General features: G+C 41.8%; 24 protein-coding genes and 2 pseudogenes. 23 read left to right on the top strand and 3 right to left on the bottom strand.

Annotation, left to right across the window (positions count from 1 at the left end):
* Positions 1-16: 16 nt before the first annotated feature.
* Complete coding sequence (locus AC58QT_RS05275; protein WP_497408011.1) at positions 17-226, bottom strand: hypothetical protein; 210 nt, start codon at positions 224-226, stop codon at positions 17-19.
* Positions 227-480: 254 nt separating this feature from the next.
* Here AC58QT_RS05275 and AC58QT_RS05270 point away from each other — a divergent pair, with 254 nt between their 5' ends.
* The 3 genes from AC58QT_RS05270 to AC58QT_RS05260 all read left to right on the top strand — a co-directional run bounded on the left by AC58QT_RS05270 (position 481) and on the right by AC58QT_RS05260 (position 2,491).
* A complete protein-coding gene (locus AC58QT_RS05270) occupies positions 481-1,977 on the top strand; it encodes an MDR family MFS transporter (protein WP_497408010.1) in 1,497 nt (498 codons plus the stop codon).
* Between the two features lie 120 nt (positions 1,978-2,097).
* Complete coding sequence (locus AC58QT_RS05265; RefSeq protein ID WP_497408009.1) at positions 2,098-2,277, top strand: hypothetical protein; 180 nt, start codon at positions 2,098-2,100, stop codon at positions 2,275-2,277.
* 43 nt (positions 2,278-2,320) lie between these two features.
* Complete coding sequence (locus AC58QT_RS05260) at positions 2,321-2,491, top strand: hypothetical protein (protein ID WP_497408008.1); 171 nt, start codon at positions 2,321-2,323, stop codon at positions 2,489-2,491.
* A 51-nt stretch (positions 2,492-2,542) separates the two neighbouring features.
* On the opposite strand, the gene AC58QT_RS05255 is transcribed toward AC58QT_RS05260, so the two are convergent.
* On the bottom strand, positions 2,543-3,973 hold the full coding sequence (locus AC58QT_RS05255) for a VanZ family protein (protein WP_497408007.1): 1,431 nt from the start codon (positions 3,971-3,973) through the stop codon (positions 2,543-2,545).
* A gap of 177 nt (positions 3,974-4,150) precedes the next feature.
* Here AC58QT_RS05255 and AC58QT_RS05250 point away from each other — a divergent pair, with 177 nt between their 5' ends.
* From AC58QT_RS05250 to AC58QT_RS05195, 12 genes and pseudogenes are all read left to right on the top strand, one after another.
* Entirely contained in the window at positions 4,151-5,476 is a 1,326-nt protein-coding gene (locus AC58QT_RS05250; protein WP_497408006.1) for a spore germination protein, read from the top strand.
* A complete protein-coding gene (locus tag AC58QT_RS05245; RefSeq protein WP_497408005.1) occupies positions 5,473-6,573 on the top strand; it encodes a GerAB/ArcD/ProY family transporter in 1,101 nt (366 codons plus the stop codon). The genes AC58QT_RS05250 and AC58QT_RS05245 overlap by 4 nt, the downstream gene beginning before the upstream one ends.
* Positions 6,558-7,667, top strand: a complete 1,110-nt coding sequence (locus AC58QT_RS05240; RefSeq protein WP_497408004.1) for a Ger(x)C family spore germination protein — start codon at positions 6,558-6,560, stop codon at positions 7,665-7,667. Before AC58QT_RS05245 ends, AC58QT_RS05240 begins: the two co-directional genes overlap by 16 nt.
* Before the next feature lie 334 nt (positions 7,668-8,001).
* A pseudogene (locus tag AC58QT_RS05235) lies at positions 8,002-8,742 on the top strand (alpha/beta hydrolase); the annotation flags it as partial.
* Between the two features lie 73 nt (positions 8,743-8,815).
* The gene (locus AC58QT_RS05230) at positions 8,816-9,847 is read left to right on the top strand and encodes an NADH:flavin oxidoreductase/NADH oxidase (protein WP_497408003.1); all 1,032 of its coding nucleotides are present in this window, start codon (positions 8,816-8,818) and stop codon (positions 9,845-9,847) included.
* 38 nt (positions 9,848-9,885) lie between these two features.
* Positions 9,886-10,566, top strand: a complete 681-nt coding sequence (locus AC58QT_RS05225; RefSeq protein WP_497408002.1) for a Crp/Fnr family transcriptional regulator — start codon at positions 9,886-9,888, stop codon at positions 10,564-10,566.
* A 277-nt stretch (positions 10,567-10,843) separates the two neighbouring features.
* Positions 10,844-11,092: pseudogene (locus AC58QT_RS05220) on the top strand (MarR family winged helix-turn-helix transcriptional regulator); the annotation flags it as partial.
* A 204-nt stretch (positions 11,093-11,296) separates the two neighbouring features.
* Entirely contained in the window at positions 11,297-12,043 is a 747-nt protein-coding gene (locus AC58QT_RS05215; RefSeq protein ID WP_497408001.1) for an SDR family NAD(P)-dependent oxidoreductase, read from the top strand.
* A 203-nt stretch (positions 12,044-12,246) separates the two neighbouring features.
* Entirely contained in the window at positions 12,247-12,705 is a 459-nt protein-coding gene (locus tag AC58QT_RS05210; RefSeq protein WP_497408000.1) for a cupin domain-containing protein, read from the top strand.
* Positions 12,706-12,837: 132 nt separating this feature from the next.
* Entirely contained in the window at positions 12,838-14,433 is a 1,596-nt protein-coding gene (locus tag AC58QT_RS05205) for a spore germination protein (RefSeq protein ID WP_497407999.1), read from the top strand.
* Positions 14,430-15,602: a Ger(x)C family spore germination protein gene (locus AC58QT_RS05200; protein ID WP_497407998.1), complete on the top strand. Its 1,173-nt coding sequence runs from the start codon at positions 14,430-14,432 to the stop codon at positions 15,600-15,602. The genes AC58QT_RS05205 and AC58QT_RS05200 overlap by 4 nt, the downstream gene beginning before the upstream one ends.
* The gene (locus AC58QT_RS05195) at positions 15,599-15,829 is read left to right on the top strand and encodes a hypothetical protein (RefSeq protein ID WP_497407997.1); all 231 of its coding nucleotides are present in this window, start codon (positions 15,599-15,601) and stop codon (positions 15,827-15,829) included. Before AC58QT_RS05200 ends, AC58QT_RS05195 begins: the two co-directional genes overlap by 4 nt.
* On the opposite strand, the gene AC58QT_RS05190 is transcribed toward AC58QT_RS05195, so the two are convergent.
* Complete coding sequence (locus AC58QT_RS05190) at positions 15,818-16,918, bottom strand: GerAB/ArcD/ProY family transporter (protein WP_497286762.1); 1,101 nt, start codon at positions 16,916-16,918, stop codon at positions 15,818-15,820. The two genes, AC58QT_RS05195 and AC58QT_RS05190, sit on opposite strands and share 12 nt — an antisense overlap.
* A gap of 145 nt (positions 16,919-17,063) precedes the next feature.
* Here AC58QT_RS05190 and AC58QT_RS05185 point away from each other — a divergent pair, with 145 nt between their 5' ends.
* The 8 genes from AC58QT_RS05185 (at position 17,064) to AC58QT_RS05150 (ending at position 25,520) form a co-directional block, all read left to right on the top strand.
* The gene (locus tag AC58QT_RS05185) at positions 17,064-17,897 is read left to right on the top strand and encodes a helix-turn-helix domain-containing protein (protein WP_497407996.1); all 834 of its coding nucleotides are present in this window, start codon (positions 17,064-17,066) and stop codon (positions 17,895-17,897) included.
* 122 nt (positions 17,898-18,019) lie between these two features.
* Positions 18,020-19,021: a zinc-binding dehydrogenase gene (locus AC58QT_RS05180; protein ID WP_497407995.1), complete on the top strand. Its 1,002-nt coding sequence runs from the start codon at positions 18,020-18,022 to the stop codon at positions 19,019-19,021.
* A gap of 201 nt (positions 19,022-19,222) precedes the next feature.
* Complete coding sequence (locus AC58QT_RS05175; protein ID WP_497407994.1) at positions 19,223-20,158, top strand: ABC transporter ATP-binding protein; 936 nt, start codon at positions 19,223-19,225, stop codon at positions 20,156-20,158.
* Positions 20,119-21,099 carry an ABC transporter permease gene (locus AC58QT_RS05170; RefSeq protein ID WP_497408091.1) on the top strand — a complete coding sequence of 327 codons (981 nt, stop codon included), beginning with the start codon at positions 20,119-20,121 and terminating at the stop codon, positions 21,097-21,099. Before AC58QT_RS05175 ends, AC58QT_RS05170 begins: the two co-directional genes overlap by 40 nt.
* 446 nt (positions 21,100-21,545) lie before the next feature.
* Positions 21,546-22,391, top strand: coding sequence for a metallophosphoesterase family protein (locus AC58QT_RS05165; RefSeq protein WP_497407993.1), 846 nt, complete (start codon positions 21,546-21,548; stop codon positions 22,389-22,391).
* Between the two features lie 43 nt (positions 22,392-22,434).
* Entirely contained in the window at positions 22,435-23,067 is a 633-nt protein-coding gene (locus AC58QT_RS05160) for a glycerol-3-phosphate responsive antiterminator (RefSeq protein WP_497407992.1), read from the top strand.
* A 206-nt stretch (positions 23,068-23,273) separates the two neighbouring features.
* A complete protein-coding gene (locus AC58QT_RS05155; protein WP_497407991.1) occupies positions 23,274-24,578 on the top strand; it encodes an ABC transporter substrate-binding protein in 1,305 nt (434 codons plus the stop codon).
* Positions 24,579-24,659: 81 nt separating this feature from the next.
* Positions 24,660-25,520, top strand: coding sequence for an HAD family hydrolase (locus AC58QT_RS05150; RefSeq protein ID WP_497407990.1), 861 nt, complete (start codon positions 24,660-24,662; stop codon positions 25,518-25,520).
* Positions 25,521-25,541 lie beyond the last annotated feature (21 nt).

Here is a 25,541-nt window from a genome sequence, read left to right as displayed (position 1 = left end):
GCGTTTGAGATAAAAATTAATCGTCTTCGCGTTCAATTTCTCGAATGTTTCTAAAGAAAATTCTTCTTCTAACAAAGCCTCCTCTAACGCGGATCCGAAGAACTAAAGATAATAAACCTACTTCCACGAGAAGTCCTTCATAGTCAATGCCATTTAAGAGCTCTACATTCACCCTTCTCCCCAAAAGACGAAGGGCCTGCCGACGTAATCTTTGGATACGATTCATTGTTCACACCTCCTTTAAACTATTAAAATCATTCTATGCCGTGCAATGAATTTTGACAGGGAGAATAGATAGTAGAGATCAAAAGAGGCGCAAAGATAAATAGAATAAGATGGCAATCGAATTATCGTAATCGACAATTATTATTGGGGATCAAGGGGGAAGCTAATAAGCAAAACAACGCTTCATGAGCAGTATTACTAGCAATTCATAACTACAACTATACAACTCTAGGAGTAGAAAGATGAGGTTTGTCTATGTCAGCACGAGCACAAGCACAACCACAAAAGAATAACGGTGACGACTTCTCTTTTAAAGCCATTCTTCCTCCACTTATGGCTATTATCGTAGGTATGATTATGGTTATTTTAGACAGTACGGTCGTTAATAACGCAATTCCACATCTCGTCGATTATTTCGGAACGGATCTAAAGACGATTCAATGGACAGTGACAGGATATACGCTTGCTTTATCAGCCGTCATTCCGCTCGCTGGTTGGTTAACGGATAAGTTTGGCTCTAAGCAGATCTTTTTGCTGACGATTACCCTGTTTACGATTGGCTCTGTGTTGTGCGGGATTGCTCAAAGTCCGCTACAACTCATTATTTACCGCGTTATTCAAGGCTTAGGTGGAGGTATGGTATCCCCGATTGGGATGGCCATGGTATTTAAACTTGCGCCACCTGAACGCCGCGGATCGATTATGGGCGTATTAGGTATTCCGATGTTAATGGCACCGGCTTTTGGTCCTGTATTATCGGGATGGTTAGTTGATTCGGTCAGCTGGCATTGGATCTTTATCATCAACCTGCCGATTGGTATTATCGCATTCTTACTCGGTGTAAAATATTTGCCTAAATCCGATCGTCATCATGCTCCTCACTTGGATGTTGTCGGCATGTGCCTTGCTCCGATTGCCTTTGCAATGCTTGCTTTTGGTGTGAGTGAAGGGGGCACAAGCTGGTCTTCGACCTCTACCATTCTTGGATTAACGATCGGTGGGATTGCATTAATTACTTTTATCTTTGTCGAGCTTCGGCAGGAACAGCCGCTTCTAGAATTGAAAGTTTTCAAATCTTCCGATTTCACCCGAAGCATTATTTTGACATGGATCGTACAACTCGCACTATTTGGCGCCATGTTGATTGTTCCACTCTATTTACAGGGAGTGAAACATTATACAGCGCTTGAAACAGGCTGGATTCTGATGCCACAAGCGATTTGTGCTGGAATCGGAATGCCCATCAGCGGGCGTCTATTTGATAAAATAGGGGCTAGACCGTTAGCTTTCAGCGGATTGGCGATTGTCTCCATCGCCTTGTTCATGTTATCTGGTGTGTCCGTTGACACCAGCTTGCGACTTATTATCATAGCTATTTGCTTGATGGGACTTGGGATGGGCTTTTCCATGATGCCACTGAATACGCATGTCCTGAACTCAGCGCCTCGCCGATTGGTAAGCCGCGTAACGCCACTCACGACGGCTGCCCAACAAGTTGTCGTCTCGTTCGCAGTCGCTGGACTTACTGGATACCTCACGTCGCAGATTACTTCTCATGCTGCAAGTGCTGGAAAAGGAGCCAATCCGTTAACGGCCGTCGTGGCGGGATATGGGGATACTTTCTTCTTGTCCGCATGCATTGCTTCAGCGGGTGTTGCGCTTTCGCTAATTCTACGTAAGCCACGATTGAAAGAAGAAGATCAGTTGGGTGAAGGGGAGAAACCAGACCCGACTATGATGATGGGACACTAAAGCAGGGTGATAACTACAAGTGTGACGAGTAGGATAGTTTGGAACCTATCGAGATATACTAATGCGTATGCCAAGACAATGTGTTTGGCGAGCCATTCATTTAACATAAGAGGTGATTGTATGAGCGGAAGAAACAACAAGCCAGACAATGATGGACCAGCTGGGAATCCAGGACGGTTAGACCAGTATGGTGACAAACTGAGTGCGAGCAATGAGGCAGAGTTTGAAGCCGCAGCCAATCAAGCTTGTGAAATTTCATCGTCTGTAGACGAAAACGAACAGAGTCAGACACACGAATAATCAGTTATCCCTACTAACTATGAGGAAATGGAGTTGAACATATATGCCCAAAAATGACGCAGATCCTAAACATGACCGTGAGGATAACCGAGCAGACAGTAAAAGTAATCAACAGAATCATGCTAATTTTCTCGAAGAAGCACAGACCTTAACAAGCGAGAAGGCAGCTGATTATGTCCCTAGTTTAAATGGGATACCCAAAGATCAAGTGTGAAAAATAGTAAAAAGACCCCGACATCGGGGTCTTTTTGCTTGCAAAGTCAGTCTAAGGTAATGCAGGTATAGTAACACTAAATTTCTCCACTTCATCATTAACAGAACCTTCAAACTGATAAACTGGCTGATAATAGCCTTTACTGTCATATAAGTAAATGATATTCATTTCGGTGATTTTTATCTGAGTGCCCGGTGTGAAAGGGTTTTTAGTATTATAACTATCAAATTCACCTTTTTTAATTTTCTCTAATGCAGCCGCTGGAGATATGACCTGTACTTGGCGAATATATTTATTTTTGAACACACCATACATCAAACTAGAAATGTGACCTGAGCTCTCTACATCCACCATAACCACGCCGTGTACATAATCTTTTGAGAATGAGCTAGGTTCAATAGAAGGGGCATCCCAACGGAATGTACCGTTTGGATCAAGTTTCAAGTCAGCATCTGAGGGTATAAACGCATTGTCTTTCAAAATTTGCTCCACTTTATGACCTGTCGATTCATCTGTACGCTTTTGGTTGTGATCAGCCATTTCATCGTACATGGACCATGTTCCTGTACGAATAAAGTAGTTTAAGTAATAAGCCGAATCATTAGTTTTGCCAAAACTATATTGCTGATTGTCACCGTCTCTTCCACTGCTTTGAACGAGTGGCAACGGAATGCTATGTTGTAATTTGGATATGATGTTCAGCGCCAATTCAGGTTGGTTCGCATTTTCAGTGTAATAAATAGGAAGCATGCTGCTGTCTGGCGATAATGTAATCTGGCTAGACACAGTGACTTTCGACATGTTCGTGCCTATCGCTGGACGTATGCCCATATTCCCAAATTCCTGTGCATGGTAAACAATTCGTGCACCTCCAAAAAGACATACAAAAAATAATGGGATAATGGCAGCCAAGAGTATGGATCTTTTATTGATTTTATTTGCTGCTTTAATATCCAGAATTGCTTTCACAATCAAATATCCAGTCAATGCACCTAACGTATTGTGGACAAGGTCATCAAGCTCAAAGATTCCCCTGTGAGTTATCCATTGAAAAGTCTCAATTCCTAGCGTAAAACCCAAAGATATACATAAAATGGCTTTCAAAGATTGAAATTTACGGCTAACAAGTGGCAATAGGATTCCGAGTGGGAAGAGCATAGCAATGTTATAAACAAGTAATAAAAATGACGTTGTTGACCACGTGTTCCATACATCTAGGTAACTACTGGTTAGATTTAAATTGATTTCCTTGTCAGCACTTGTGCCTCTATTTAGTATGGTCAATGAAAAGACCATAAAAAGATAACCTAGTAGAAGGACTGCTAGTGAGAATTTAATCCATGAAATTTTCTTCGCTCCATGTAGGAGCTTTTGATAAATCAATGTATAGCTGATTAGAAAAACGACGATGCATGCTGCAACGAACCATAAAGCGGGCACTGCCCAACGCATAAGCATGTAGGGAATATCTGTTACACCCATAACAAGTTTCGATCCTTTCATTTCAAACTGTTTCATTTAGTCTAAATCAAGTGTATTGATTCCTTCTAAATGGTTTATTAACAATCTATAAACGGGATCACTCTAGTAAATACTTCATTTACATAAAATTCCTTCAGTTGGGCATAATTCAAAAATTACGTCCAAAGAGGGTTGGTCATGGAAAAGCTATTAGAGCAAATAAAAAAGGAATTATTTCATACGGATGATTTAAAGATAAGGGCATTTGATATTGAAGGAAAAGAAGCTAATTTGATATATCTTGAAACACTTTGCGACGTCAAAAAATTGGAAAAAAGTGTATTCAAGCAATGGTTTCAGACCAACTCGAGCGCTTATGAGAACATGAACATTGCTCAACTGCTAACGACAACAAATGTTGAGTCCATTTACGAGATTCAAGATGCGATTAAAGTGCTTATGAAAGGTAACGGACTTATCGGGATTGCCGATTCAGATGTGCTCTACGCGTTTAACGCGGAACAATCCAATGTTCGCTCTATCCAGGAACCCATTAATGAACTTTCGATCGTTGGCGAACGAGCAGGATTTGTGGAACATTTAAACGTGAATTTGAACCTTATTAGGGTTCGTGCATCCTCCAATAAGTTAATCATTCGATATTTTTTTATTGGTAAAGAAGCGAATCACAAAGTTGCAGTTGTGTGGATCGAAGGAGTCGCAAATGAGGGAATCGTACAAGAAACGATCAGTCGCATATCCAGCTTTACATCCAAGACAGAAGTCCATCCAGGTAAGCTTCAACATCAATTGACAGCGAGACGATCGATTTTCCCTCAAATATTCGGTACGGAAAGAGTAGATACAACTTCGAGCTTATTGATGCAAGGCAGAGTTGCCGTATTATGCGATCAAAGCTCAACTTGCTTAATTGTGCCCGCTTCTTTTTATACGTTTTTAAAATCAGTCGATTCGATATTACTCGGTCACGCAACCGCTTGGATTCTACAAAGCTTAAGGGCAATTGGATTGTTACTCAGCTTATATGTTTGCAGTGTTTATATCGCGACGGTGACTTTTCATCATGAAATATTACCCGCTAAAATGACCATTAATATCAAGAGTTCATTGGAAAATGTACCTTATCCACCAATCATTGAGGCTATCATTATGATCTTGATCTTTCAATTGATTGCGGAAGCAACAATTCGATTACCCTCGCAATTGGCCCAAATGGTTGGCGTTGCTGGCGGGATCATTATTAGCGAATCGCTTGTGAAAATTGGTTTCGTATCGAATGTATTCATTGTCATCGTTGCATTATCTATGATTGGATCATTCATGATTCCAACCTATCAAATGCGGATATTCGCCTTAGTCGCCCAGTTCATCCTGTTAGTCGGCGCTTCGATTCTTGGTTTCTATGGCATCATCTTCGTTACGATTGCATTACTTATTCACTTCTTATCCCTTGAGCCATTCGGTGTACCGTACAGCATGCCTATAAGGAGCAATGCCAAATGACGAAGCAAGCGCTGAGGATTGCTCCTATTCAGCTTTATTGCATGTTGCTACAAGCTCAGTTCGGCTCTGCGATCATTTCAATTGCAAGTGAAATTAATACCCAATGCGGTACTAGTGCATGGATTGCTTGTTTAATCGGAGGGGGCATCAATAGTCTCTTCGTTTATTTCGTTTGTCTTGCAGTAAGTAAGTCGCCTACAGCCAACGTGTTTCAAGTACTCATGCAGCGTCTTGGCAAAGTATTCGGTCGATTTTTGTTAGCCCTGTTAGCTGGGTTTTATGCCATAATCGCTTACTTAATTTTAGCAAATTGGATACATACCACGAATCTATGGGCTTACGATAGAACCCCCAATGCTATTCTGCTGTTTATTTTTATCACGATATGCGTTTATATCATGGTACAACCCATTACCGTTTATGCCAGATTTGCCGTGATTACAACGTGTTTGGCTCCCATTTTCGTTGTTTTTGCCCTGTACTCGGTAAAAGATTGGAATATATATAACCTTCTGCCGTTAATTGATGGGAGTCCATTAAAGTTATTCCATGGGGCCAGCATCGTCATATGGGCGTTAGCTGGAATCGAAGTTTTACTCGTCTTACCTCAGTATGTACAACATCTAGGTTCTCAAAAAGTACTGAGAATCGCTATGTACAGCAACGGGACAACCGTCCTGTTCTATACGTTTAGCGTGTTTTCATCTACGATATTGTTCGGTAGTGACATGCTTAGCTATATTCGAGAACCGCTGTTATATCAAATGAAAGCTATTTCGTTCAATATTATTGAAAGGATGGACCTCATCGTCATCTCGATCTGGATCCTCTTCGTCATGACCTCATTTTATTCCTACTTCCTGTTGTTCGTTTCGTCTATTTCAGCGATGTTAAAGAAACCGCAGACGCCGCTCTGGTTATCTATCAGTAGTGGCGGATTATTCTTTATCGCTGGTATATGGCCTTTTACCGCCGATCAACTAGACTCCCTTTATAACATCATGAAGGATTGGGTTACAGCGATGTCATTCCTATTCATTATCGTCATCGTAGTGATTGTTAAAGCTTTTGGGAAGAAAGGATGGCAAGAATCATGAAGCTATTCCGAATATCATTTTTGATTATCTTGTGTTTGTGCCTGTGCGGTTGTTGGGATCAAAGAGAATTGAAAAATATACGCATGGTTCACACAGCGGGTATCGATTTGCTAGAAAATGATTTCATTCGTTTAACGGTCTCCATACCTACTGTCAAAACTTCAGTTGAGTCACAAGGGAAGGTCGTTACTCCGAAAGTCAGTGGCGAAGGCCATAGTGTTCAAGAAGCTAGCATGAATTTACAGCGTATCGTGTCACAACATATGGATCTTCGCGAAACACGTATTCTCCTAGTCAATAGTCAATTGGCTGAGAAAAATTTGTATGAGGGTTTGGACTTTTTCTATCGAGAGGCGCATTTTCCTATCAATGTATACATCGCCGTTACAGATCCATCAGCTCAAAAAATTGTACAACTCGATATCGAGGATCGCTCTCTGATTAGTGAATACTTGTATGACTTGCTTATTAGCGGGGAGGAGGAGGGGTTAATTCCGACAGAATCTCCTTATTTAATTACACAGATCATGTTTGCTGAAGGCATTGACAATGTACTTCCTTATCTCTCCCAATCCACAATGAGAAATCGCGCAAAAATTGATGGTGTAGCCCTGTTTCATAATACCTCCATGACGGGGAGATTGGACGAAACACATGCCAGAGCGTATGTTCTCTTAACGAATAAGAGAGTCTATGGGGCAGTTACCGAACAAGTTGGTCCTAATCAATCCTTTGCTACATTTACCTATGGCACTACGAATCATTCTATTCAACTACACACAAACGGGCCGATTCAAGCCGATGTTTATGTCAAAATGAACTGCGAATTGATCGACAACCCATCAGGTGTCCGATTAAAGAAAGCGGATCTAGAGCTAATGGAACGACAACTAGAGGAGATCTTAACAAAACGCGCAGATGAATCGCTTCATCAACTACAGGAGGCAAATTGCGATGGGCTTGGCATAGGTCTTCGGTTAAAAGGACTACATCCGAAGCTATGGAAGACGCTTGATTGGAACAAAGAATTTGCCAAAATTGATCTGCATGCACATGTGAAGGTGCGAATTGAGAATCATGGATTATTGAATTGACAGTTACATGACTTTATTAATCATCCAAGGATACAACCATCATTGTTAATATTGCTAGGCTAGTGTTATTTATACCCCTTAGAATTTAATGTGTGTGAGCTCCAGCAGCTTAACAAACGTCGGGCAAAATGCCGACGTTTGTTTTATGTGACAAAGTTACGGTTCGATAAGACTAACCCTGATATGATCGTAACTGTGAGACGCACAAAGAAAAGCAGAGACATAAATCATCCAACATCAGGGGGGATTTGACTATGACGATCAATACAACTTCTACTAAAAAACCGGTTATACTTTTCATACATGGTGCCTTTAGACACCGGATAGTTGGTCTCCAATGAGAGACTATTTCATCAAACAAGGATTTGAAACGATGGCTCCCGCATGGCCATACCATGCCCGCAGTATCGAAGAGCTTAGAAATAACCCTTCAGACAATCTCGGTAAACTTGGATTGGCGGAGGTCGTTGATCATTATGTTCGAATTATTAAGGCATTGCCAGTAAAACCGATTATCATTGGTCATTCCTTTGGCGGTTTGATTACTCAAATTCTCATGGATCGCAACTTAGGAGCCGCGGGTATCGCGATTGACCCAGCTGCTTCGAAAGGGATCAACGCAGGGGCTTTCAAGACGGCTAAGAAGTCGGTAGCTTCCATCTTATTGAAGCCTTGGAGAAAGACCGTTAGCCTAACGTTTGAGCAATTCCAATATGCTTTTGTCAATACCATGCCGTTAAACGAACAAAAAGAAGCATTCAAATATGCTGTACCCGAAACGACCAGAATATTTTTTCAAAGTGCATTTGCTTCCTTCAATTCGAAGAGCCCACTAACGGTTAACTTTGATAACGGCAAACGAGGACCACTTCTTATTATTGCTGGTGAGAAGGATCATATTGTTCCTGCAGCGATGGTTAAGAAAAATTTTGAACTCTATAATCAAAACTCTGGATCTACAACTCAGTTCATTGAATTTCCCAAACGGTCGCATTGGATCATAGCCGAAAAGGGATACGAAGAAGTTGCCAATCACATAATAAACTGGATTGAGCGAAACAGAACTGATGCTTAAATAGCTATCCTATGATGAGACAAATCAAAGAGAATTAATCATATAATAATTTGAATTTAAGGGGATGTATGAAATGAAACATTTATTCACACCATTTCAAATTAAAGGACTAGAATTGAAAAACCGCGTGGTGATGCCTCCGATGTGTCAGTATGCCGTAACGAATAATGACGGAATCGTAAATGACTGGCATTATAACCACTATCTAAGTCGTGCAATCGGTGGTACTAGCTTGATCATCATAGAGATGACAGATATTGAGCCGGATGGACGAATTACGAATCACGACCTTGGACTTTGGTCGGACGAACATATTGCACCTTTAAAACGTATCGTCGATGCGTTACACCAATACGGTGCTAAAGTTGGCATTCAGATTGCCCATGCGGGTCGTAAGGCCGAAGATGCGGAAGTGCCAGTTGCACCTTCTGCCATCCCATTCGATGATAAATCAAAGACGCCGCGCGCATTAACAACAGAAGAAACGAAGCAAATGGTTGAAAAATTTCGTTTAGCTGCTGAGCGTGCGATCAAAGCTGGCGTTGATACCATTGAAATCCACGGAGCTCATGGCTACTTAATCCATCAGTTCCAATCTGCTTTTACGAATAAACGTACAGATGAATATGGGCAAGATTTGACTTTGTTTGGTCGGCAAGTCATTCAAGCTGTTAAGAGCGTAATGCCAGCTGATATGCCGCTTCTTATGCGTATTTCAGCAAGAGAGTATGTCGATGGCGGTTATAGTTTGGAGCAGAGCCTTGCATTTTCTAAAGTGTACAAAGATGCTGGCGTGGACCTCTTCCATGTCAGTTCTGGTGGAGAAGGCCCAATACTTGCCCATGGAAGACCTGGTACACATGTCGCGTATCAAGTACCAATGGCAAGAGAGATTAAGAATGCGCTAAGTGTTCCGGTCATAGCGGTAGGACGACTTGATGATTTCGCATTAGCTAATGCAGTTATCGGCAACGAAGAAGCAGATCTTGTAGCCGTTGGTCGTGGTATGTTAAGAAATCCATATTGGACGCTTGAAGCAGCAACCAAGCTCGGTAAAGAAATCGCAATGCCTGGCGTCTATGGCATGGGATTTGGCGTGAGGTAATTGAGAAGACAACGCAATGACTCAGGGAGTTGAAGCGGTTGAGTTCAAATCTGTCTGAATATTTACCATTAATCAATTCAAAATTCCCCAGTCTGGCTGACATATCAGATCAGGATTGGGATCAAGTCGGCATTAGAGTCGTAGAAATGGAACCCAACTATACAATTAAAGAAGGTCAATTGTTAGAGTATGCCTTCTTACTATTGGATGGGACAGTCCGCATGTACAAATTAAGTGCCAGCGGCCGAGAATACACACTATACAGAATACACAGTGGGGAATGTTGTCCATTGATGTCTTCAAGTATATTATGTGAAGGGGAATATGAAGCTTCCGCTTGCGTAGAGACAAATGGCTTAGTGCTGTTGATTCCAGTGGATATGTTCCGCCATTGGACAGATCATTACCAGATGTTTCGCCAGTTCATTTTTAAATCTTTCGCTAATCGAATTCTGATAATGTCCAATCTGCTAGATAGCCTCAACTTTAAATCCATTCGTGGACGTGTTTCGGAATTTCTTGTTCAATTGGCGCAACAGGGCGATGAATCCGAACCGCTTCACATCACCCATGATAGTATGTCCGTTGAGTTGGGTACCGCGCGCGAGGTAATTAGCAGAACATTAAAGGCTCTAGAGAAGGAAGGGATTATTCAACTTTCTAGAGGGAAGATTACGATTAGTGATCTAAACGCCCTAGAGCAATATGTGGAGTCATAAAAAAGGAAATAAATCCAGACAGACAATCCGTCTTGAAACACACCACAAATGGTTAGGGAGTTACTAACTATTTGTGGTGTATTTCATTTTAGGAGCTAGTTTTTGGAAAACGTTCCGCCTTGACATGTGAATAAGAAAATTGTATTGTTAACAGGTAAACAGTTAATTGATTAACTATTAGGGATGGAGGTTTTATCTTATAGACCCGTGGAACCCATTTGAGCAATCTCCGCTCCAGGTCCATCTTTTTCTTACACTCTACAAAACGAATCATCATTTGGTTCAGCATTTAGAGGAGCAACTCGCTAAGTTCGATCTAACCTTGGGACGATGGTGTGTATTAGTTGCCCTTAAGTCTAGTGGGAGAGCAATGGTTCCATCCGAAATAAGTGATGATCTTGCTGTCACTAGGGCGAATATTAGCAATTTATTGAATTCATTGGAGAAGGCAGGGAGCATCCAAAGAAATTTAGACCCAAGCAATAGAAGAAGAGTTCTTGTTAGTTTAACACCAGAGGGTCATGACATGATCCAGCAAGTTTGGCCTGTCTACGAACTAACAATTACAGAGAAAATGGGTAATAAGCTTACCTATGAAGAACAGAAACAGTTGGAAACGTTGTTGAAAAAAATGGTCTAATCCTTACATTCTGTCCTGAACGGACAGGTTTCCCAAATAGTTAATCAATTAATTATTAGTTAATTAATTTAAAATAAAGGAGTTTTGAATATGTTACAAGATAAAGTTGTCATTATCACAGGTGGTGGTGGTGGTATCGGGCTAGCGGCAGCTCGTTTATTTGCTGCGAAAGGAGCAAAAGTTCTTATCACCGGGCGCCAAATCGCACCTTTGGAAGAGATAGCTGCTAGCGAGCCGAACATGAAAGCATTTGTCGCCGACGTTAGCGATCCGGAGTCGGCAAGCAAGACAGTTGCTGCTGCTATTGAACATTGGGGACGCCTAGATATCGTCGTGAATAATGCAGGGGGTGGTGTTATCCAGCCACTCGCGGATGTAAGCGCGAAATCGATCAATGATATTTTCGCTGTAAATGTTATGGGGCCGACTTTGTTAGCCGCTGCTGCCATTCCACATCTCGAAAAAACAAAGGGCATCATTATTAACATGTCGAGTACGTACGGAAGTAAAGCGGCAGCAAACTTATCCCTCTATGCTTCAAGTAAAGCAGCTGTGGAACATCTGACGCGTTGTTGGGCTCTCGAACTCGCTCCGAAGGGCATTCGTGTGAATGCGATCGCGAGTGGCCCCGTTGAAACTGATTTTCTTCGAGATCGAATGGGGCTTGGTGAAGAGCAGATTAATGAAGTTAAAGAACATGAACGCAAAATGATTCCATTAGGGCGTCGCGGCGTGCCAGATGATGTAGCAAGTTGGGTTGTTCATTTGGCTGATAGAGATGCAAGCTGGATCACTGGTCAGATTATTGGAGTTGATGGCGGACTCGTTATTTCATAACGTTCTGGCATAGAAGTCGGAAAAAGCCGCGTACATCGCGGCTTTTTTCATTCCCACGAATTGGATCCCAGATCGGATTGACTCCACAACCATCCTAATGCTAGGATGAGTCATGTCCTAATTATAGAATTCATCAGATTGAGATAATTAATAATAGGATATAGGAATGATAACATTATATTATTTTTAGGAGGCTATTCGTTATGTCAAATGTATTGGATACTATGGGTCCGCAGATTCAATTAGTAACGGATTCATCAGTTAATAAAGATTATTCTCTAATGAAAGCTGTGGTTCCACCAGGTGTTGTCGTTCCTGTTCACAGTCATGAAGATCCAGAAACATTTGTTATTCTACAGGGGGAACTTGAATGTTTCACAGAAGATAAGTGGGTTACAGTTAAGGCTGGCGATAGTGTGGATATTCCGGGCAATGTGAAGCACGCCTGGAGAAATTCCTCAAATGAAACGGTCTCCTTGTTAGTCGCTTCGACAGTGAAAATGGGGGAGTTTTTCAATGAAATTGGACGCCCAGTGGAAACTGTGCCACCAGGACCTCCTGCCCCAGAAGTGGTAGGCAAGTTTGTTCAAGTAGCAATTGCTTATGGATACTGGCTCGGAACGCCTGCCGATAATGCTGCCATCGGCATTACGTTAGGCTAGGCGAGAAGGAAATCTGCTCTTGAAGCAGGTTTCTTTTTTTGGCTGCTAAGAATGACTCCACGATCATCCGCATATTTTTGGTGAAATAATGGAAAATTAGGTGTACTAGAAACTCGTTAGGAGGCTCATTCAGTGAAATGGTTTAGGAAATGGCTACACACGAAACCTGGGTATCCCATTATACCTGAGGATCATTTATCTGAAGAAGAGCACGCTAGATTAACGACAGATTTAGAGCACAATGAATCTATTTTTAAACAAATATTCCAAAAAAGTGATGATATTGTTTTTCGTAAAGTTCAAATGTGTGGACAAAATCATTGGCTGATCATCTACTTTGAAACGCTTGTTGATGAAGTTCTGATTGACGATTATGTATTAAAACCGATGATTGCCAAATCGGACAAACAAGACCATGTTGTCATTGAAAAAACAGACGAGTTGGATGATCATATTATCTACAATGGGTGGACGTGTGTTACATCCAAAGTAAGTGAGATTGTCAACCAAGTGTTAAAAGGACAAGCCGCTGTTCTTACAATTGGGAACAGTGAAGCCATGATGGTCAAAGTGAATAGTAAGTCACAACGAAGCCTTGAAGAACCTTCATCTGAACCTGTTATTCGTGGTCCTAAGGATGGTTTTATAGAAAATCTCTCCACGAATATTGGATTAATTCGCAGCAGGCTCAAAACATCAAGACTGAAATTGGAATGCTTTACGATTGGTGAACTTACCCAAACCCAAGTTTCCATTATGCATATCGCTGGAATTGCTTCTGAAACGATTATTGAAGAAGTACGACAAAGGGTATCTCGAATTCAAGTTGATGGCATTATTGATTCTGGGTATGTAGAGGAATTTATTGAAGATAGTCCATATTCGCCTTTTCCACTTGTACACAGTACGGAACGACCTGATGTTGTTGCTGCCGAGTTATTGGAAGGGAAAATAGCGATTATCGTCGATACCTCTCCATTTGTACTTGTAGTTCCCATGACATTCTGGACGGGGCTCCAAGCAAGTGAGGATTATTATGTTCGCTGGCCGATTGCAACTTTTGTAAGGTGGATTCGTTTTCTGTTCATCAGTATTGCGATATTTGCTCCTCCGTTATATGTGGCCATAACGACTTTTAATCAGGAGATGATACCTACCAATCTAGTGTTAAGTATTGCCTCCTCTAGAGAGCCCGTTCCTTTGCCAGCTGTAGTCGAGGCATTCATCATGGAAATTATCTTTGAAGCCTTACGGGAAGCAGGGATTCGATTACCGAAACAGATTGGACAAGCGATTAGTATAGTTGGTGCGTTGGTTATCGGTCAAGCGGCTGTACTTGCGGGCATTATTTCCGCTCCAGTCGTTATTATTGTCTCAATTACGGGGATTGCCGCGTTTACGATTCCTCGTTATAGCTTTGGAAATGGCATCCGATTACTTCGGTTTCCAATGCTATTTTTGGCCGGAACGCTCGGACTCTATGGCATTGTCATAGGGTTTATGGCCATCGTGTTACATATCACATCGCTTCGATCATTTGGTATCCCCTATTTCACTCCGGCAGCACCGATGACTTTCAAGGAGTTAAAGGATGTCTTCATCCGCGCGCCGATATGGGCGAAGACACAACGGCCACTAACTACAGCATCAAGCAACCCGGTCCGTGAGCCTGCAGGTCAAAAACCAAGCCCAGAAAATGCGGTAAAAGGGAAAGGGAGTTCAGAATGAAACCATTCCTTTACATTGGTTTGCTATTTACACTATTAACCACCAGTGGATGTTGGGATCGAACCGAAATTAATGATCTTGCCTTCATTATGGGGACGGCATTTGACATAACGGATGATGGGGACTATATCTTATCACATCAAATTGCGATTCCTTCATCCTCCCAAGGAGGGCCAGGAAGTGGTGGAAGCAGCAATGAGAAGTTTTTTGTGATATCTGCAGTTGGTAAGAACATTAATGAAGCGTTCTATAGGCTCCAGAAGAAGAGTTCACGCAGGTTGTTTACGGCACATCGTGTTGTTATTTTTATAGGTGAACGGTTATCCAAAAGCGGTATTGCAGATATTCTGGACATTTATACGCACGATTCGAAACAACGTTTAAAAACGTACATGATGGTGGTTAAGGGGGGAGAAGGCCGGGACATCTTGAAAGTGAAATACCCCTTTGAACAAGTGCCCAGTGAAGCTATTAAAGAAATGGAAGCTTTAAATAGCGAATTGGCAATCACATTGCGTGACTTTTTTCAAGCTGCATCTGGAGAGGGAATCAGTCCAGTATTGGGAGCTATAACACCTGATGGCATAACAGAAGGTTTAAAGGAAGACCATATATTCAAGCTAGCGGGATCAGCCATTTTCAAGGATTTTAAGTTAGCTGGGTTTCTCAATGAGAATGAAACCAATGGGTTCCTATGGATAACAAATCGTATGAAACATGGCAGTCTTAACGCCAGCATACCAGAAGCAGATGGAACAGTGGGAATGATTCTTGCAAAGACGAATCGAAAGATGACCACCCAGATCACGGGAGATAAGGTAACATTCAAGATACAACTGCAAGGGGAAGGGAACATTTGGGAAAACAATACAAACTTAGATATTCGCAAGCCGCATAATATTAAACTTGTACAAAAGGCGTTGGAGAACTCTGTCCAAAAACAAGTCAAAGATGCCCTATCTAAAGTTCAGTCGCAATACAAAGTTGATAGTGTGGGGTTCGGCCGGGAAATTTACCGCAATAAGCCGAAACAATGGAAAGTGTTGAAAAATCAGTGGAATGATAGGTTTCCAGACGTGGATGTTGCTCTTGAGGTGTCAATCAATATCTTAGGCAGCGGGATGGCGGGGCCTCCTTTACACTTGGAGAGAAAGGAAATCAAAAAATGATTTTAAGTGCAATCGCCTATATTGGTGTCCTACTTGTATGGTCATTTGTTAGAATTCGATCTTTCCTTAGTATGCAAAAATACAAAGAAGCGGCTATATTCGGGACATTAATCGGCATATCGTCGATACTCGGTTCCTTATTCATGTTTCGGGTCAACGTGCCTAGCATCGTTGACCCGTTAAAAATTATTTTTGAACCCATTGGGACTATGCTGTTACAGCAGTGAAGGGTTCACTTTTCTTTTCATCGTGTCGATCATGAGAAGTAGTAGGGGGATAAGACTTTGCGTGACAAAACCAGCGCTTGGGTAAATCAACGTCAGATAGGTTTGAAGTTCTGCACCATTTTTAAATACCCAGACAGATCCAATGAGACCGAGTAGGGTTACTGGTGCTACGAGATCACGATAATTTTGGATACGGAAAATCTGGCTTATACTAATACATAATATAAACAACGAAACGGATACTTTTGAAAAACTTCCAATAACCCATATCATGACTGCGATTGCCTCTAGTCGTTCAAATGAACCTTCAATGCCAATGTATTGCATGACACTTAAATACGAATAGTTCAGTTGCCCTGTTAATGAACCGAGAACCATAATCGCCGATATGACAACGATAAAAACAAAAATGAAAATAGCTAAAAGAGCAAGCAAAGATACTTTGAATGCCTTTTTCGGCTGATTTAAATAAGGGAGAAGCCATCCCAAAATAAACAATTGATTCATAAATGCGCCTCCTGGGAGGATGGCTCCTTGTAAAACCGGCAATATGCCGTTACCCAGTATAGGCTTTAGCTGTTCGGGATCTACGGCTCCAATCGTTAATATTAAGAGAGGAATCAGGAAAATCAATTTCATTGGTGTTAAAAACTCCGTAGCTCTTCCTATGACTTCTATTCCCAAATAAACAGCCAGACCGCAAAGAATTAGTAATGTCAGACTACCTACAATGGACGGACTTCTTGGTAATAACAGTGCTTTAATGAAAAAGGTATGTTGGATCGTCATAACCGAAAGGGACAAGTACCAAAAATAGATATAGTATAAGCCCAAGCATGTTCCTAACCATTTCCCCAGGATCTTTTGACTGTATTGGATGATGGTCAAACCAGGGTATCGTTTCGAAAGTAGTATCATCACCCAAATACTCAATAATCCGGTCAACGTAGATGGAATTACTGAAATCCAAGCATCCTGCATCGCATACATCGCCATCAATCCAGGAAGCGTTAAGATGATTGTAGAAGCAACAAAAGAAAATAGAATAATTCCAAATTGCTTAACCGTGATTTGTTCCGTAGGCTGCATCTTCACCCTCCCTCTCCTAACCTCACAGAGGTTGCTCCAAGTATTGACTTTTCGATACAAATTTATACAAAAAAACCTCGTAGAATGCTACAATTCTCATGTAACCAGCAGCAGAAGACTTGTCCAAAAGAAGGAAGTGGCACACGTGCAAGAAGATGTAATCTCCGCTCTGTTGGAAACTGCCGATTTGAACATTCTCAAATTTGATAACCATAATCGCGTGGAGATGAACTATCGTAATCGTATTTTTGAAGAGTACTACATGATGACGTACATAAGAAAAGGAACTGCCAAGTTAAAAGTGCAAGACAAGGTTTATCATTTGGCCCCAGGGACGGTTATCTTTATTCCTCCTCACCTCAAGCATGATCAATATAAAGATAGTGATGAGGAAACAGAATTCCTTTGGTGGCACTTCACGTATATGATTCAGCATGTGGTCGATGTTCTGCCTTTCTTACAGATACCCTACACGTATTCTCTTAAAAATCATCAAAAGTTCGAAGAAGTCTTCGATGAACTCATGCTTTCCATGTCTAGAAAAGGACACTTACCGAATGTTATTTTGCAAAAGGCGAAGTCGCTGGAATTGCTATATTTACTTTTGGATAATGCGTTTGGTAGCGTTAAGACCTCTACGGAGAGTCAGCCTTCTCACAGTTTCTTATCGATTTTGTTGAAAATTGTTAATCAACCCGAAGCTTCGCTTTCGCTCGCCGATTTGGCTATCGAATTGCACATGAATCCGACCTATATCAGCAATCATTTCAAAACGATGTTTGGCAAATCACCCATTCTGCTGCACCGGGAAATCAAAATTGCGAAAGCTAAGTCATTACTTGAGTTGCGTGAGATGACAATCACGGAAATTAGTGACATGTTGGGCTTTAACGATATTCAAACCTTCACACGACTTTTCAAAAAATATACAGGCATATCACCTCGTCAATACAAAGAACTATTTAGTCGCCTACATTAAGTGGCGATGGACCACCAGCTGTAGAAGTGTTAAATATCAACAAACATTTGTACTGTTTTCCAAAAGTATCCTCATCTACACTTATCTGAAGGGAGTTAATTCCTATATAAGGAGGAGAACAAGTGGAAACAGTTAGCATTGTTTTTTCTGAAAAGCAAAAGGTGGAGGTCATCACGGAATCTTTTGACGCTTCACTCGGACAGACGGAGATGTTATGCGCGGCAATTTGTTCGCTAATCAGCACAGGGACAGAGCTTCAGTGCCTGAGAGGCGTCTTTGATCCGGATACCAATTGGTCAAGCTGGGTGCACTATCCATTTCGTCCCGGCTATTCCATAGTGGCTGAGGTGATCGAAGTAGGGACGGCCGTTCAGCATGTACAAAAAGGGGACCGCGTGTTTGTAGAAAATTCGCATACCCAGTATTTTAAGACGGAGTCTACACGTGCTGTACTTCTGCCAAAGGAGATAGACGTTGAAGAGGGTGCGTGGATTAATTTGTCCAAAACGACCCAGCTTGGCGTGAGAAGAGCAGAACTGTTTCTCGGAGAAACAGTCGGCGTCATTGGGCTAGGGCTCCTTGGTCAGCTCGTGACGCAGTATCTCTATTTATCTGGAGCCAAAGAAGTTTACACCATGGATCCAGCAGAGAGCCGTGTTCAACTTGTGTGGGATAAACCGGGAATTCATCGGCTAGCAATGGATGCAGGGAAGGCGAATGCCTATATCGCTGAGCAGACGAAGGGCAAGATGCTGGATGTCGTATTTGATATTACCGGACATCCTGCTGTATTAGCACAAGCTACTCAACTTGTTAAACCACTGGGACGAGTCATACTATTGGGAGATACAGCTACGCCATCGGTTCAAGGGATGGGCCGTAACGTCGTTTCTAACTCGGTATCGATTCTAGGTATTCATGCCCAAATGTCTTACAAAGGATGGCAACATCCTGATATGGCGGAACTCTTCATAAATTACCTGTTGCAAGGGAGAATGGATGTTAAACCATTAATTTCGCATCGGTATTCACCTCATGATGCACCGCAAGCGTACGAGTTGTTGGTTAACAATCGAAGCTCGGCGATGGGGGTTCTATTTGACTGGAAGCGGCTTGTGGAATAATGCAAATTGGACAATTACTTAGTGAAAGTTAAGTACTTATACGTAGTTAGCCACTCCTATTAAGGGGTGGTTTTTTGTTGATCAGAAAATTATAACAACAATAATTTATTGCAAAACGATAATTATTATGCTAAATTCAATCTGACATAGGCGTTTTATTGAATTTCAAGGGTCAAGTAGAAAGTAAAATGGAGGCCGAGTATGAGTAACGAACCTATCATTAGTTTGCAGCATGTAACGAAAAGGATCGGCCGAACGACCATCATCGACAATCTTACATTTGATGTGCCGCAAGGCGAAATTTTTGGTTTCCTTGGCCCGAACGGGTCCGGCAAAACGACAACCATCCGGATGATCGTCGGACTGATGTCGACCACTCATGGAAAGATCCTAATTAAAGGTAAAAATATCAAGACCGAATTTGAACAAGCGATTCAACACGTCGGAGCCATTGTAGAAAATCCAGAAATGTACAAGTATTTGAGTGGGTATCACAATCTCGTTCATTACGCCCGCATGACACCAGGTGTGACGAAAGAAAGAATTGACGAAGTCGTCAAACTGGTTAAGTTGGAGAACCGCATACATGACAAGGTCAAAAAATACTCGTTAGGTATGCGCCAACGGCTCGGGGTCGCTCAAGCTCTGCTGCACCGACCGTCCTTGTTGATACTGGATGAACCGACGAACGGTCTAGATCCGGCAGGCATTCGCGAGTTGCGCGATTATTTAAGTCTGTTGACTCGCATGGAAGGTATTACGGTTATCGTATCCAGCCATCTATTATCCGAGATGGAACTCATGTGCGACAGAGTGGCCATTCTGCAACAGGGCAAGCTAATCGACGTAAAGCCGATCCAGCATTTTACCCAAGGAAGCGGTCAAACATCCGCCTATCGAATCGAAGCACAGCCACTCGAACAAGCGATGGATGTATTGGGAGCCATGAAAGACATTCAAGGAGTTAAGCTCGTCGAAGAGGGACTCATTGAAGTCACAACAGAACGGGATCACGTGCCGGACATGCTGGCCCAATTAACGCAATACCAAATTCGAGTTTATAGTGTTCAAATGGTTCGTCCGTCGCTGGAAGATCGATTCTTGGAGATTACGGGTACTGGGAGGAAGGCAGAGTAATAAATCTTGTACGTAATGAAAACATGAAAATCTACCGAAGGACGAGAACATGGATCCTGGTCGGTTTTATGATCGCATTGGTTCTTTTTGTTAACATCATGGAATGGCATTCGGATGGCAAACGGTCGCAAGGCGAAGGTTGGAAGATGGAGTTGACACTGGAGAAAGAGCACCGAACAGAGCTTTTAACAAAGCCGGAACTAAATGCAGAAAGCCGTACTTATAACCTCCAGAGGATCGCACTCATTGATTATCATCTTGAGAAAAATATACCCACGGCGGAAGGCACGCTATGGGATGGCATCAATGGTTCAGCCTCTATGTTGCTCGTGATTACCGTATTCACCATTATTATCGCAGGCGACATCCTAGCAGGCGAATTCTCGACGGGTACGATTAAGCTGCTCCTAATTAGACCCGCTAATCGTCTTAAGATTCTCATAGCCAAATATGCAGCATCATTGATGTTCGGCTTGCTTTTGTTACTCATATTATTCGTTGTATCTTTTACTGTAAATGGTATTCTGTTCGGGTTCGGTGATTTGAAGCTGCCACTGGTCGAGGTCACATATGACGGGATTATCGTTGAGAAAAATATGCTCCTTCATTTATGGAAAACGTATCTGCTTAATGGGGTATCCACCATCCTTTATGTGACCATGGCTTTTATGATTTCATCCGCTTTCCGCAGCAGCACCATGGCCATCTCGTTTTCCATCGTTGCCATGTTTGGAGGCAATATTCTGTTGGAGGCGCTGCAGCGGTTTGATTGGAGCAGATATTTGTTATTTGCGAATACCGATCTTACCCAATATCTGAGCGGGAGACCTTATCAAAGTGGCATGACGCTATCATTTTCCATCGGAATGCTTGCGGTTTACTTTCTTGTATTTAATCTGATCTCGTGGCTTATGTTTACACGAAGAGATGTGGCCGCATAAGTTAAAGGAATGAAAGGAGCAGGTTGCCGCGGCAAATTCACAGCAATCTTCTCCCAATGGTTCGTTTAACTCCCTCAGTGCCGATTATGCTTCCTATTGTTGCAACTGCCACATTGGAGGAAATAATTTTGATCCCAAAATAGATCACTGTTCCTAGAAGGATATCAAATACAAGTATTCTTTTGATGACAGATGCTCTTATCGTGTAAAAATAGTACCTTGGTTGCTGGTTCATCAGGAATTGTCTCATCCCTTCCACCTTTTTAAACAAGGTATGTGGGTAATTGGTTGTCTCATTCTTGCATAGTCGGGTGATGTAAAGAAAATGTAAAAGAAAATATTTACAATTTAACCATGATTAATGCAACTAGATTTAATAATCCTTCACTATCATGAAATAAGAGATGTCATCACATCCAATTTTTGATAGAGAGAAGGAGAGAAAAATGATGAAACTAGTACTGATGGGAGATCTACATTATCACCAGGTTGATGAAACAATTCCAGGATGGTTAGAGGCACGTGATACTTTCTTTCAAACATTTCTGGAACGATTTTTGGAATTGGAAGCAGATGCTCATATTTCAGTGGGGGATCTTACCAATTATGGTCACACCTCTGAGTTGCAGGAAGTGTATGAGATTGTTCGCAAAAGTGGAGTAACTTTTTATCATGCTTTGGGGAATCATGATCTGTATGCACAAACGAGAAGAGAAGTACTCGCAATAAGCGGACAACCACGCTATCATGCGATTACAACGGAACAAGCCGTTCTTGTATTTTTGGATACAGCGAAAGAAATGGATTTTGAGGATTGGGGAGGATGGGTTGACGAAGAGCAACTTACATGGTTTGAAGATGTCATTCAATCATCTGGATCCGTACCTGTTATCGTATTTGCTCATCATCCCGTACACCAAACCACAACGAATTCGGATAAAGACAAAGGATCCATTCATCCTAGTATTGATATGTGGAAGATTTTAAGCAAGAAAGAAGGCGTAGGCATTTATGTGAATGGTCATACGCACATTGATTCGATTGTCAATCAGAATAACTGGACATTTGTTCAATTATCCGCTTGTCTCGATCAACATGGTTTACGGATGATGGAGATTGATGAGGAAGAAATTCGAATTTCAGCAATCGATCTAGTAGATACTGCTTTAACTGAGAATGTAGAGATGTTGTACAACACGATGAAGCATTTTAGACACAATGCTAATGCTCGCGGTACAGATTCGGATCGAGCATGCAGCGTCTCATTGCGGATAGCAGCTGAACAGAAATAAGTGTTTAGTTCTGACCCACAGGCTAATGAGGAGGTGCTGATAGATGAAGAGACTTAAGCATGATGAGGGTGGACAATTTTTCGAAAGATTAGATGCTCACCGGATGGTGGCTTCCATTAAGGAACCGAAACAAATCGAAATAGCATTATCGCTTAGAAACCAATTAAGTGGCGTATTTCTGCTAACAGGACATATTGGTGTCATTAAAAGTTATGTGGATGTGTTCAAAAGTCATCAGATACCAGTCTTTCTACATATGGAAAAGATAGGCGGTTTAAGTACGGATTTCTATGGGATGGATTACTTGGCGAAGGTCATTAAACCAACAGGCATAATTACCACGAAGACGAATGTAGTAAAAACAGCGAAAAAAATGGGTCTGTTCACCATTCAACGCTTTTTCCTCGTGGATACCGAGGGGATGGAGAACATCTCCAAAAGTGTTACTCAAATCGAACCAGACATCATTGAGGTTATGCCAGCTCGAATTCCAGAAATGATTGGGGAAATCAAAAAGTTTACATCTATCCCGATCATTACAGGAGGATTGCTGTTTGAACGAACACATGCCATGGAATGTTTTAAGTATGGCGCAACCGCCGTATCTTCTTCGAAATCGGAATTATGGCGGGAAACGTATGGTGAAGAAGAAAAGAAGCTTCGTATTATTGTGTGAGACGGTTTAAATAAGCTTTTGAATTTTCAAAACATTCACATGGGTTTGACACTGGGTTAATACAGGTCGATTATGATGAATAAGACAAGTAAATAGCAGTAGGTTGGAGTAGTGGAGAAGCCTGATTAGCGGCCGACTTTAAGTCGGCGGTTGATTTAGGCTTCTTTCTTTGTAATTTGATATCAAAAATTAGGAGGAAATTGAAAATGATGAAGAAAAAATGGGTATCTCTTCTTACGCTTAGCTCCATTGTCATGTTAACTGCATGTGGTACAGGTGGTACAGACAGTAAGTCTGCTTCGAGCTCTACTGCCTCTTCAGGAGAAAAAGTTGTCATTAAATACTGGACAGCTAATGGTGGGAAGATTGAGGAAGCGAAACAAATCCTCGTCAAAAAATTTAATGAGTCACAGAACAAAATTGAAGTGCAGCAAGCGAACCAAGGTACATACGACGATCTGAATGCAAAAGTACAAGCTGCTTTCGCAGCAGGAAATGCGCCAGCCGTATTTGATCTAGAAATTTCTTCTACCGGCATTTTTTCCCGCTCAGGCATGCTAGCTGATTTAACACCACTTGCTGCAAGGGATGAGGCACAAGTGAATATTAAAGACTTTATCCCGGGACTTATGGGGAATGCGTATGTGGATGGCAAGCTTTACGGAATTCCATTTATGCGCAGCACACCGATCTTTTACAAGAATGTCTCGATGTTAAAAGATGCTGGCTTGGATCCTGCAGGTCCCAAAAGTTGGGCAGAGCTGGAGCAATATGGCCGCGTATTGAAAGCGAAAGGTAAAACACCATTGACAATGGCTGTCGGCGTCTGGGAGTATGAGGCACTTGTCGCACAAAGCGGTGGTAAAGTGATCAGCGACGACAATAAAAAAGCAACGTTCAACTCTCCTGAAGGTGTAGCACCGGTTGAGTTTTGGAAGAAAATGTCCGATGACGGTTTAATCAAATTTACGGTTGGAAAGACAGCAGGTGCTGATGCCGATAAAGATTGGACCAATCAGCTTTCCGCATTTAAAATCGGATCCACCGCAGGCGTTTCTGCAAGCATGGAGGTAGCTAAAGGTAATAATTTTGAGATGGCGACCAGCTTTATGCCTGCAAACAAACAGTATGGTGTTCCGACCGGTGGATGTCATTTGTCCATCACATCTAAGCTAAGCAATGCTGAGAAAGAAGCAACTTGGGAGTTTATTAAATTCATGACAACCAAAGAAAATACGATTTATCAGCATAAATATGTTGGATACTTGCCAAGCCGTCTATCTGCTTTACAAAGTGAAGAATTGCAAACTTACTACAAAGAGTTTCCACAATACAAGGTTGCTTCGGATCAATTACAGTATGCCGTACTTCGTCCGAGCGCAAATGGGTACACAGAAATTTCAAAAACGATCATCGATGCCATGACGAAAGCCATTCTCGAAAAAGATGTTAAACCGCAGGATGCGATGAACGAGGCTGCTGAAAAAGCAAATAAATTGTTGAGCAAGTAAACAGCGGAAGAGAAGTGCCGGCTTCCTAGTAAGGAAGCTGGCCAACTACTAATTCAACTAGAAGAAAGGCTGATCTTACCTGTGGAATGGTTATCTGACATTAAAGTAATTATTTTTGATATGGATGGAACACTTTATCAAGAAGACTCTTTCATGGATCGGTATATCCGCTATTTGTTAGAGGGTACAGAATGGGAACAAGATACACAATTTTCAATAGAATCATCAAGGAAGATTTTAGCAGGGAATCATACGATCAAACTTGGCCATTTTTATCACAAATTAGATGATGTCGCACTTGTTCAGAACGCTGGGAGATTTGTTCATGGATTTCTATCGAACGGTGATGAGCTCGAAGGGCAAGAATTTGCTGAGAAATACGCAGCTTTATCCATATATGATGCCAATCTGATCTATATGGGAGATCCTTGGGGAATCGTAAATGCAACCCGTCATAAGTACAACATTTCTGAAGAAAAAATGAAAGTTGCTTTTGAACAAGTACGTGAGGAAATGATTCTTGCTCCTTATCAATTTGGTCTGCACAAGGACCTATTTCAAACCATTCAGAACGTAACCGTAGTGGATAGAAAAATATTGATGACCAATACTTACGAAAAATCCGGTATCGAATTTTTGCACTATATGCAAATACACCATATGTTTAACGAAATTTACTGTGGTGCTGATAAACCGTTTGGCATACAAAAGTACATGACATCGTTACTTGAGCAGGGATATCTCGCGCATGAGGTTTTATCGATTGGCGATAATCCATGGAATGACTTGTATCCGGTCAAACAAGCGGGAGGGCGAACTTGTTTCATTTCTCCTTATCAGAACGGGGACGATCAGCAATGGGATTTACGTTTGTACACGTTAGACGAGTTGAAGCAGCTCATGCAGGCTATACAGAATAGCACTGTCACCATTCAAGCGTAACAACAGCAGACAAGTAAAGGA

Source organism: Paenibacillus sp. J31R109, from assembly GCF_059692055.1.
This window is presented reverse-complemented; position numbering and strand designations above follow the sequence as displayed.

Coding starts and splice junctions, on each gene's coding strand:
- AC58QT_RS05275 (WP_497408011.1), bottom strand. CDS start 226: ATGAATCGTATCCAAAGATTACGTCGGCAGGCCCTTCGTCTTTTGGGG.
- AC58QT_RS05270 (WP_497408010.1), top strand. CDS start 481: ATGTCAGCACGAGCACAAGCACAACCACAAAAGAATAACGGTGACGAC.
- AC58QT_RS05265 (WP_497408009.1), top strand. CDS start 2,098: ATGAGCGGAAGAAACAACAAGCCAGACAATGATGGACCAGCTGGGAAT.
- AC58QT_RS05260 (WP_497408008.1), top strand. CDS start 2,321: ATGCCCAAAAATGACGCAGATCCTAAACATGACCGTGAGGATAACCGA.
- AC58QT_RS05255 (WP_497408007.1), bottom strand. CDS start 3,973: ATGGGTGTAACAGATATTCCCTACATGCTTATGCGTTGGGCAGTGCCC.
- AC58QT_RS05250 (WP_497408006.1), top strand. CDS start 4,151: ATGGAAAAGCTATTAGAGCAAATAAAAAAGGAATTATTTCATACGGAT.
- AC58QT_RS05245 (WP_497408005.1), top strand. CDS start 5,473: ATGACGAAGCAAGCGCTGAGGATTGCTCCTATTCAGCTTTATTGCATG.
- AC58QT_RS05240 (WP_497408004.1), top strand. CDS start 6,558: ATGGCAAGAATCATGAAGCTATTCCGAATATCATTTTTGATTATCTTG.
- AC58QT_RS05230 (WP_497408003.1), top strand. CDS start 8,816: ATGAAACATTTATTCACACCATTTCAAATTAAAGGACTAGAATTGAAA.
- AC58QT_RS05215 (WP_497408001.1), top strand. CDS start 11,297: ATGTTACAAGATAAAGTTGTCATTATCACAGGTGGTGGTGGTGGTATC.
- AC58QT_RS05210 (WP_497408000.1), top strand. CDS start 12,247: ATGTCAAATGTATTGGATACTATGGGTCCGCAGATTCAATTAGTAACG.
- AC58QT_RS05200 (WP_497407998.1), top strand. CDS start 14,430: ATGAAACCATTCCTTTACATTGGTTTGCTATTTACACTATTAACCACC.
- AC58QT_RS05195 (WP_497407997.1), top strand. CDS start 15,599: ATGATTTTAAGTGCAATCGCCTATATTGGTGTCCTACTTGTATGGTCA.
- AC58QT_RS05190 (WP_497286762.1), bottom strand. CDS start 16,918: ATGCAGCCTACGGAACAAATCACGGTTAAGCAATTTGGAATTATTCTA.
- AC58QT_RS05175 (WP_497407994.1), top strand. CDS start 19,223: ATGAGTAACGAACCTATCATTAGTTTGCAGCATGTAACGAAAAGGATC.
- AC58QT_RS05165 (WP_497407993.1), top strand. CDS start 21,546: ATGATGAAACTAGTACTGATGGGAGATCTACATTATCACCAGGTTGAT.
- AC58QT_RS05160 (WP_497407992.1), top strand. CDS start 22,435: ATGAAGAGACTTAAGCATGATGAGGGTGGACAATTTTTCGAAAGATTA.
- AC58QT_RS05155 (WP_497407991.1), top strand. CDS start 23,274: ATGATGAAGAAAAAATGGGTATCTCTTCTTACGCTTAGCTCCATTGTC.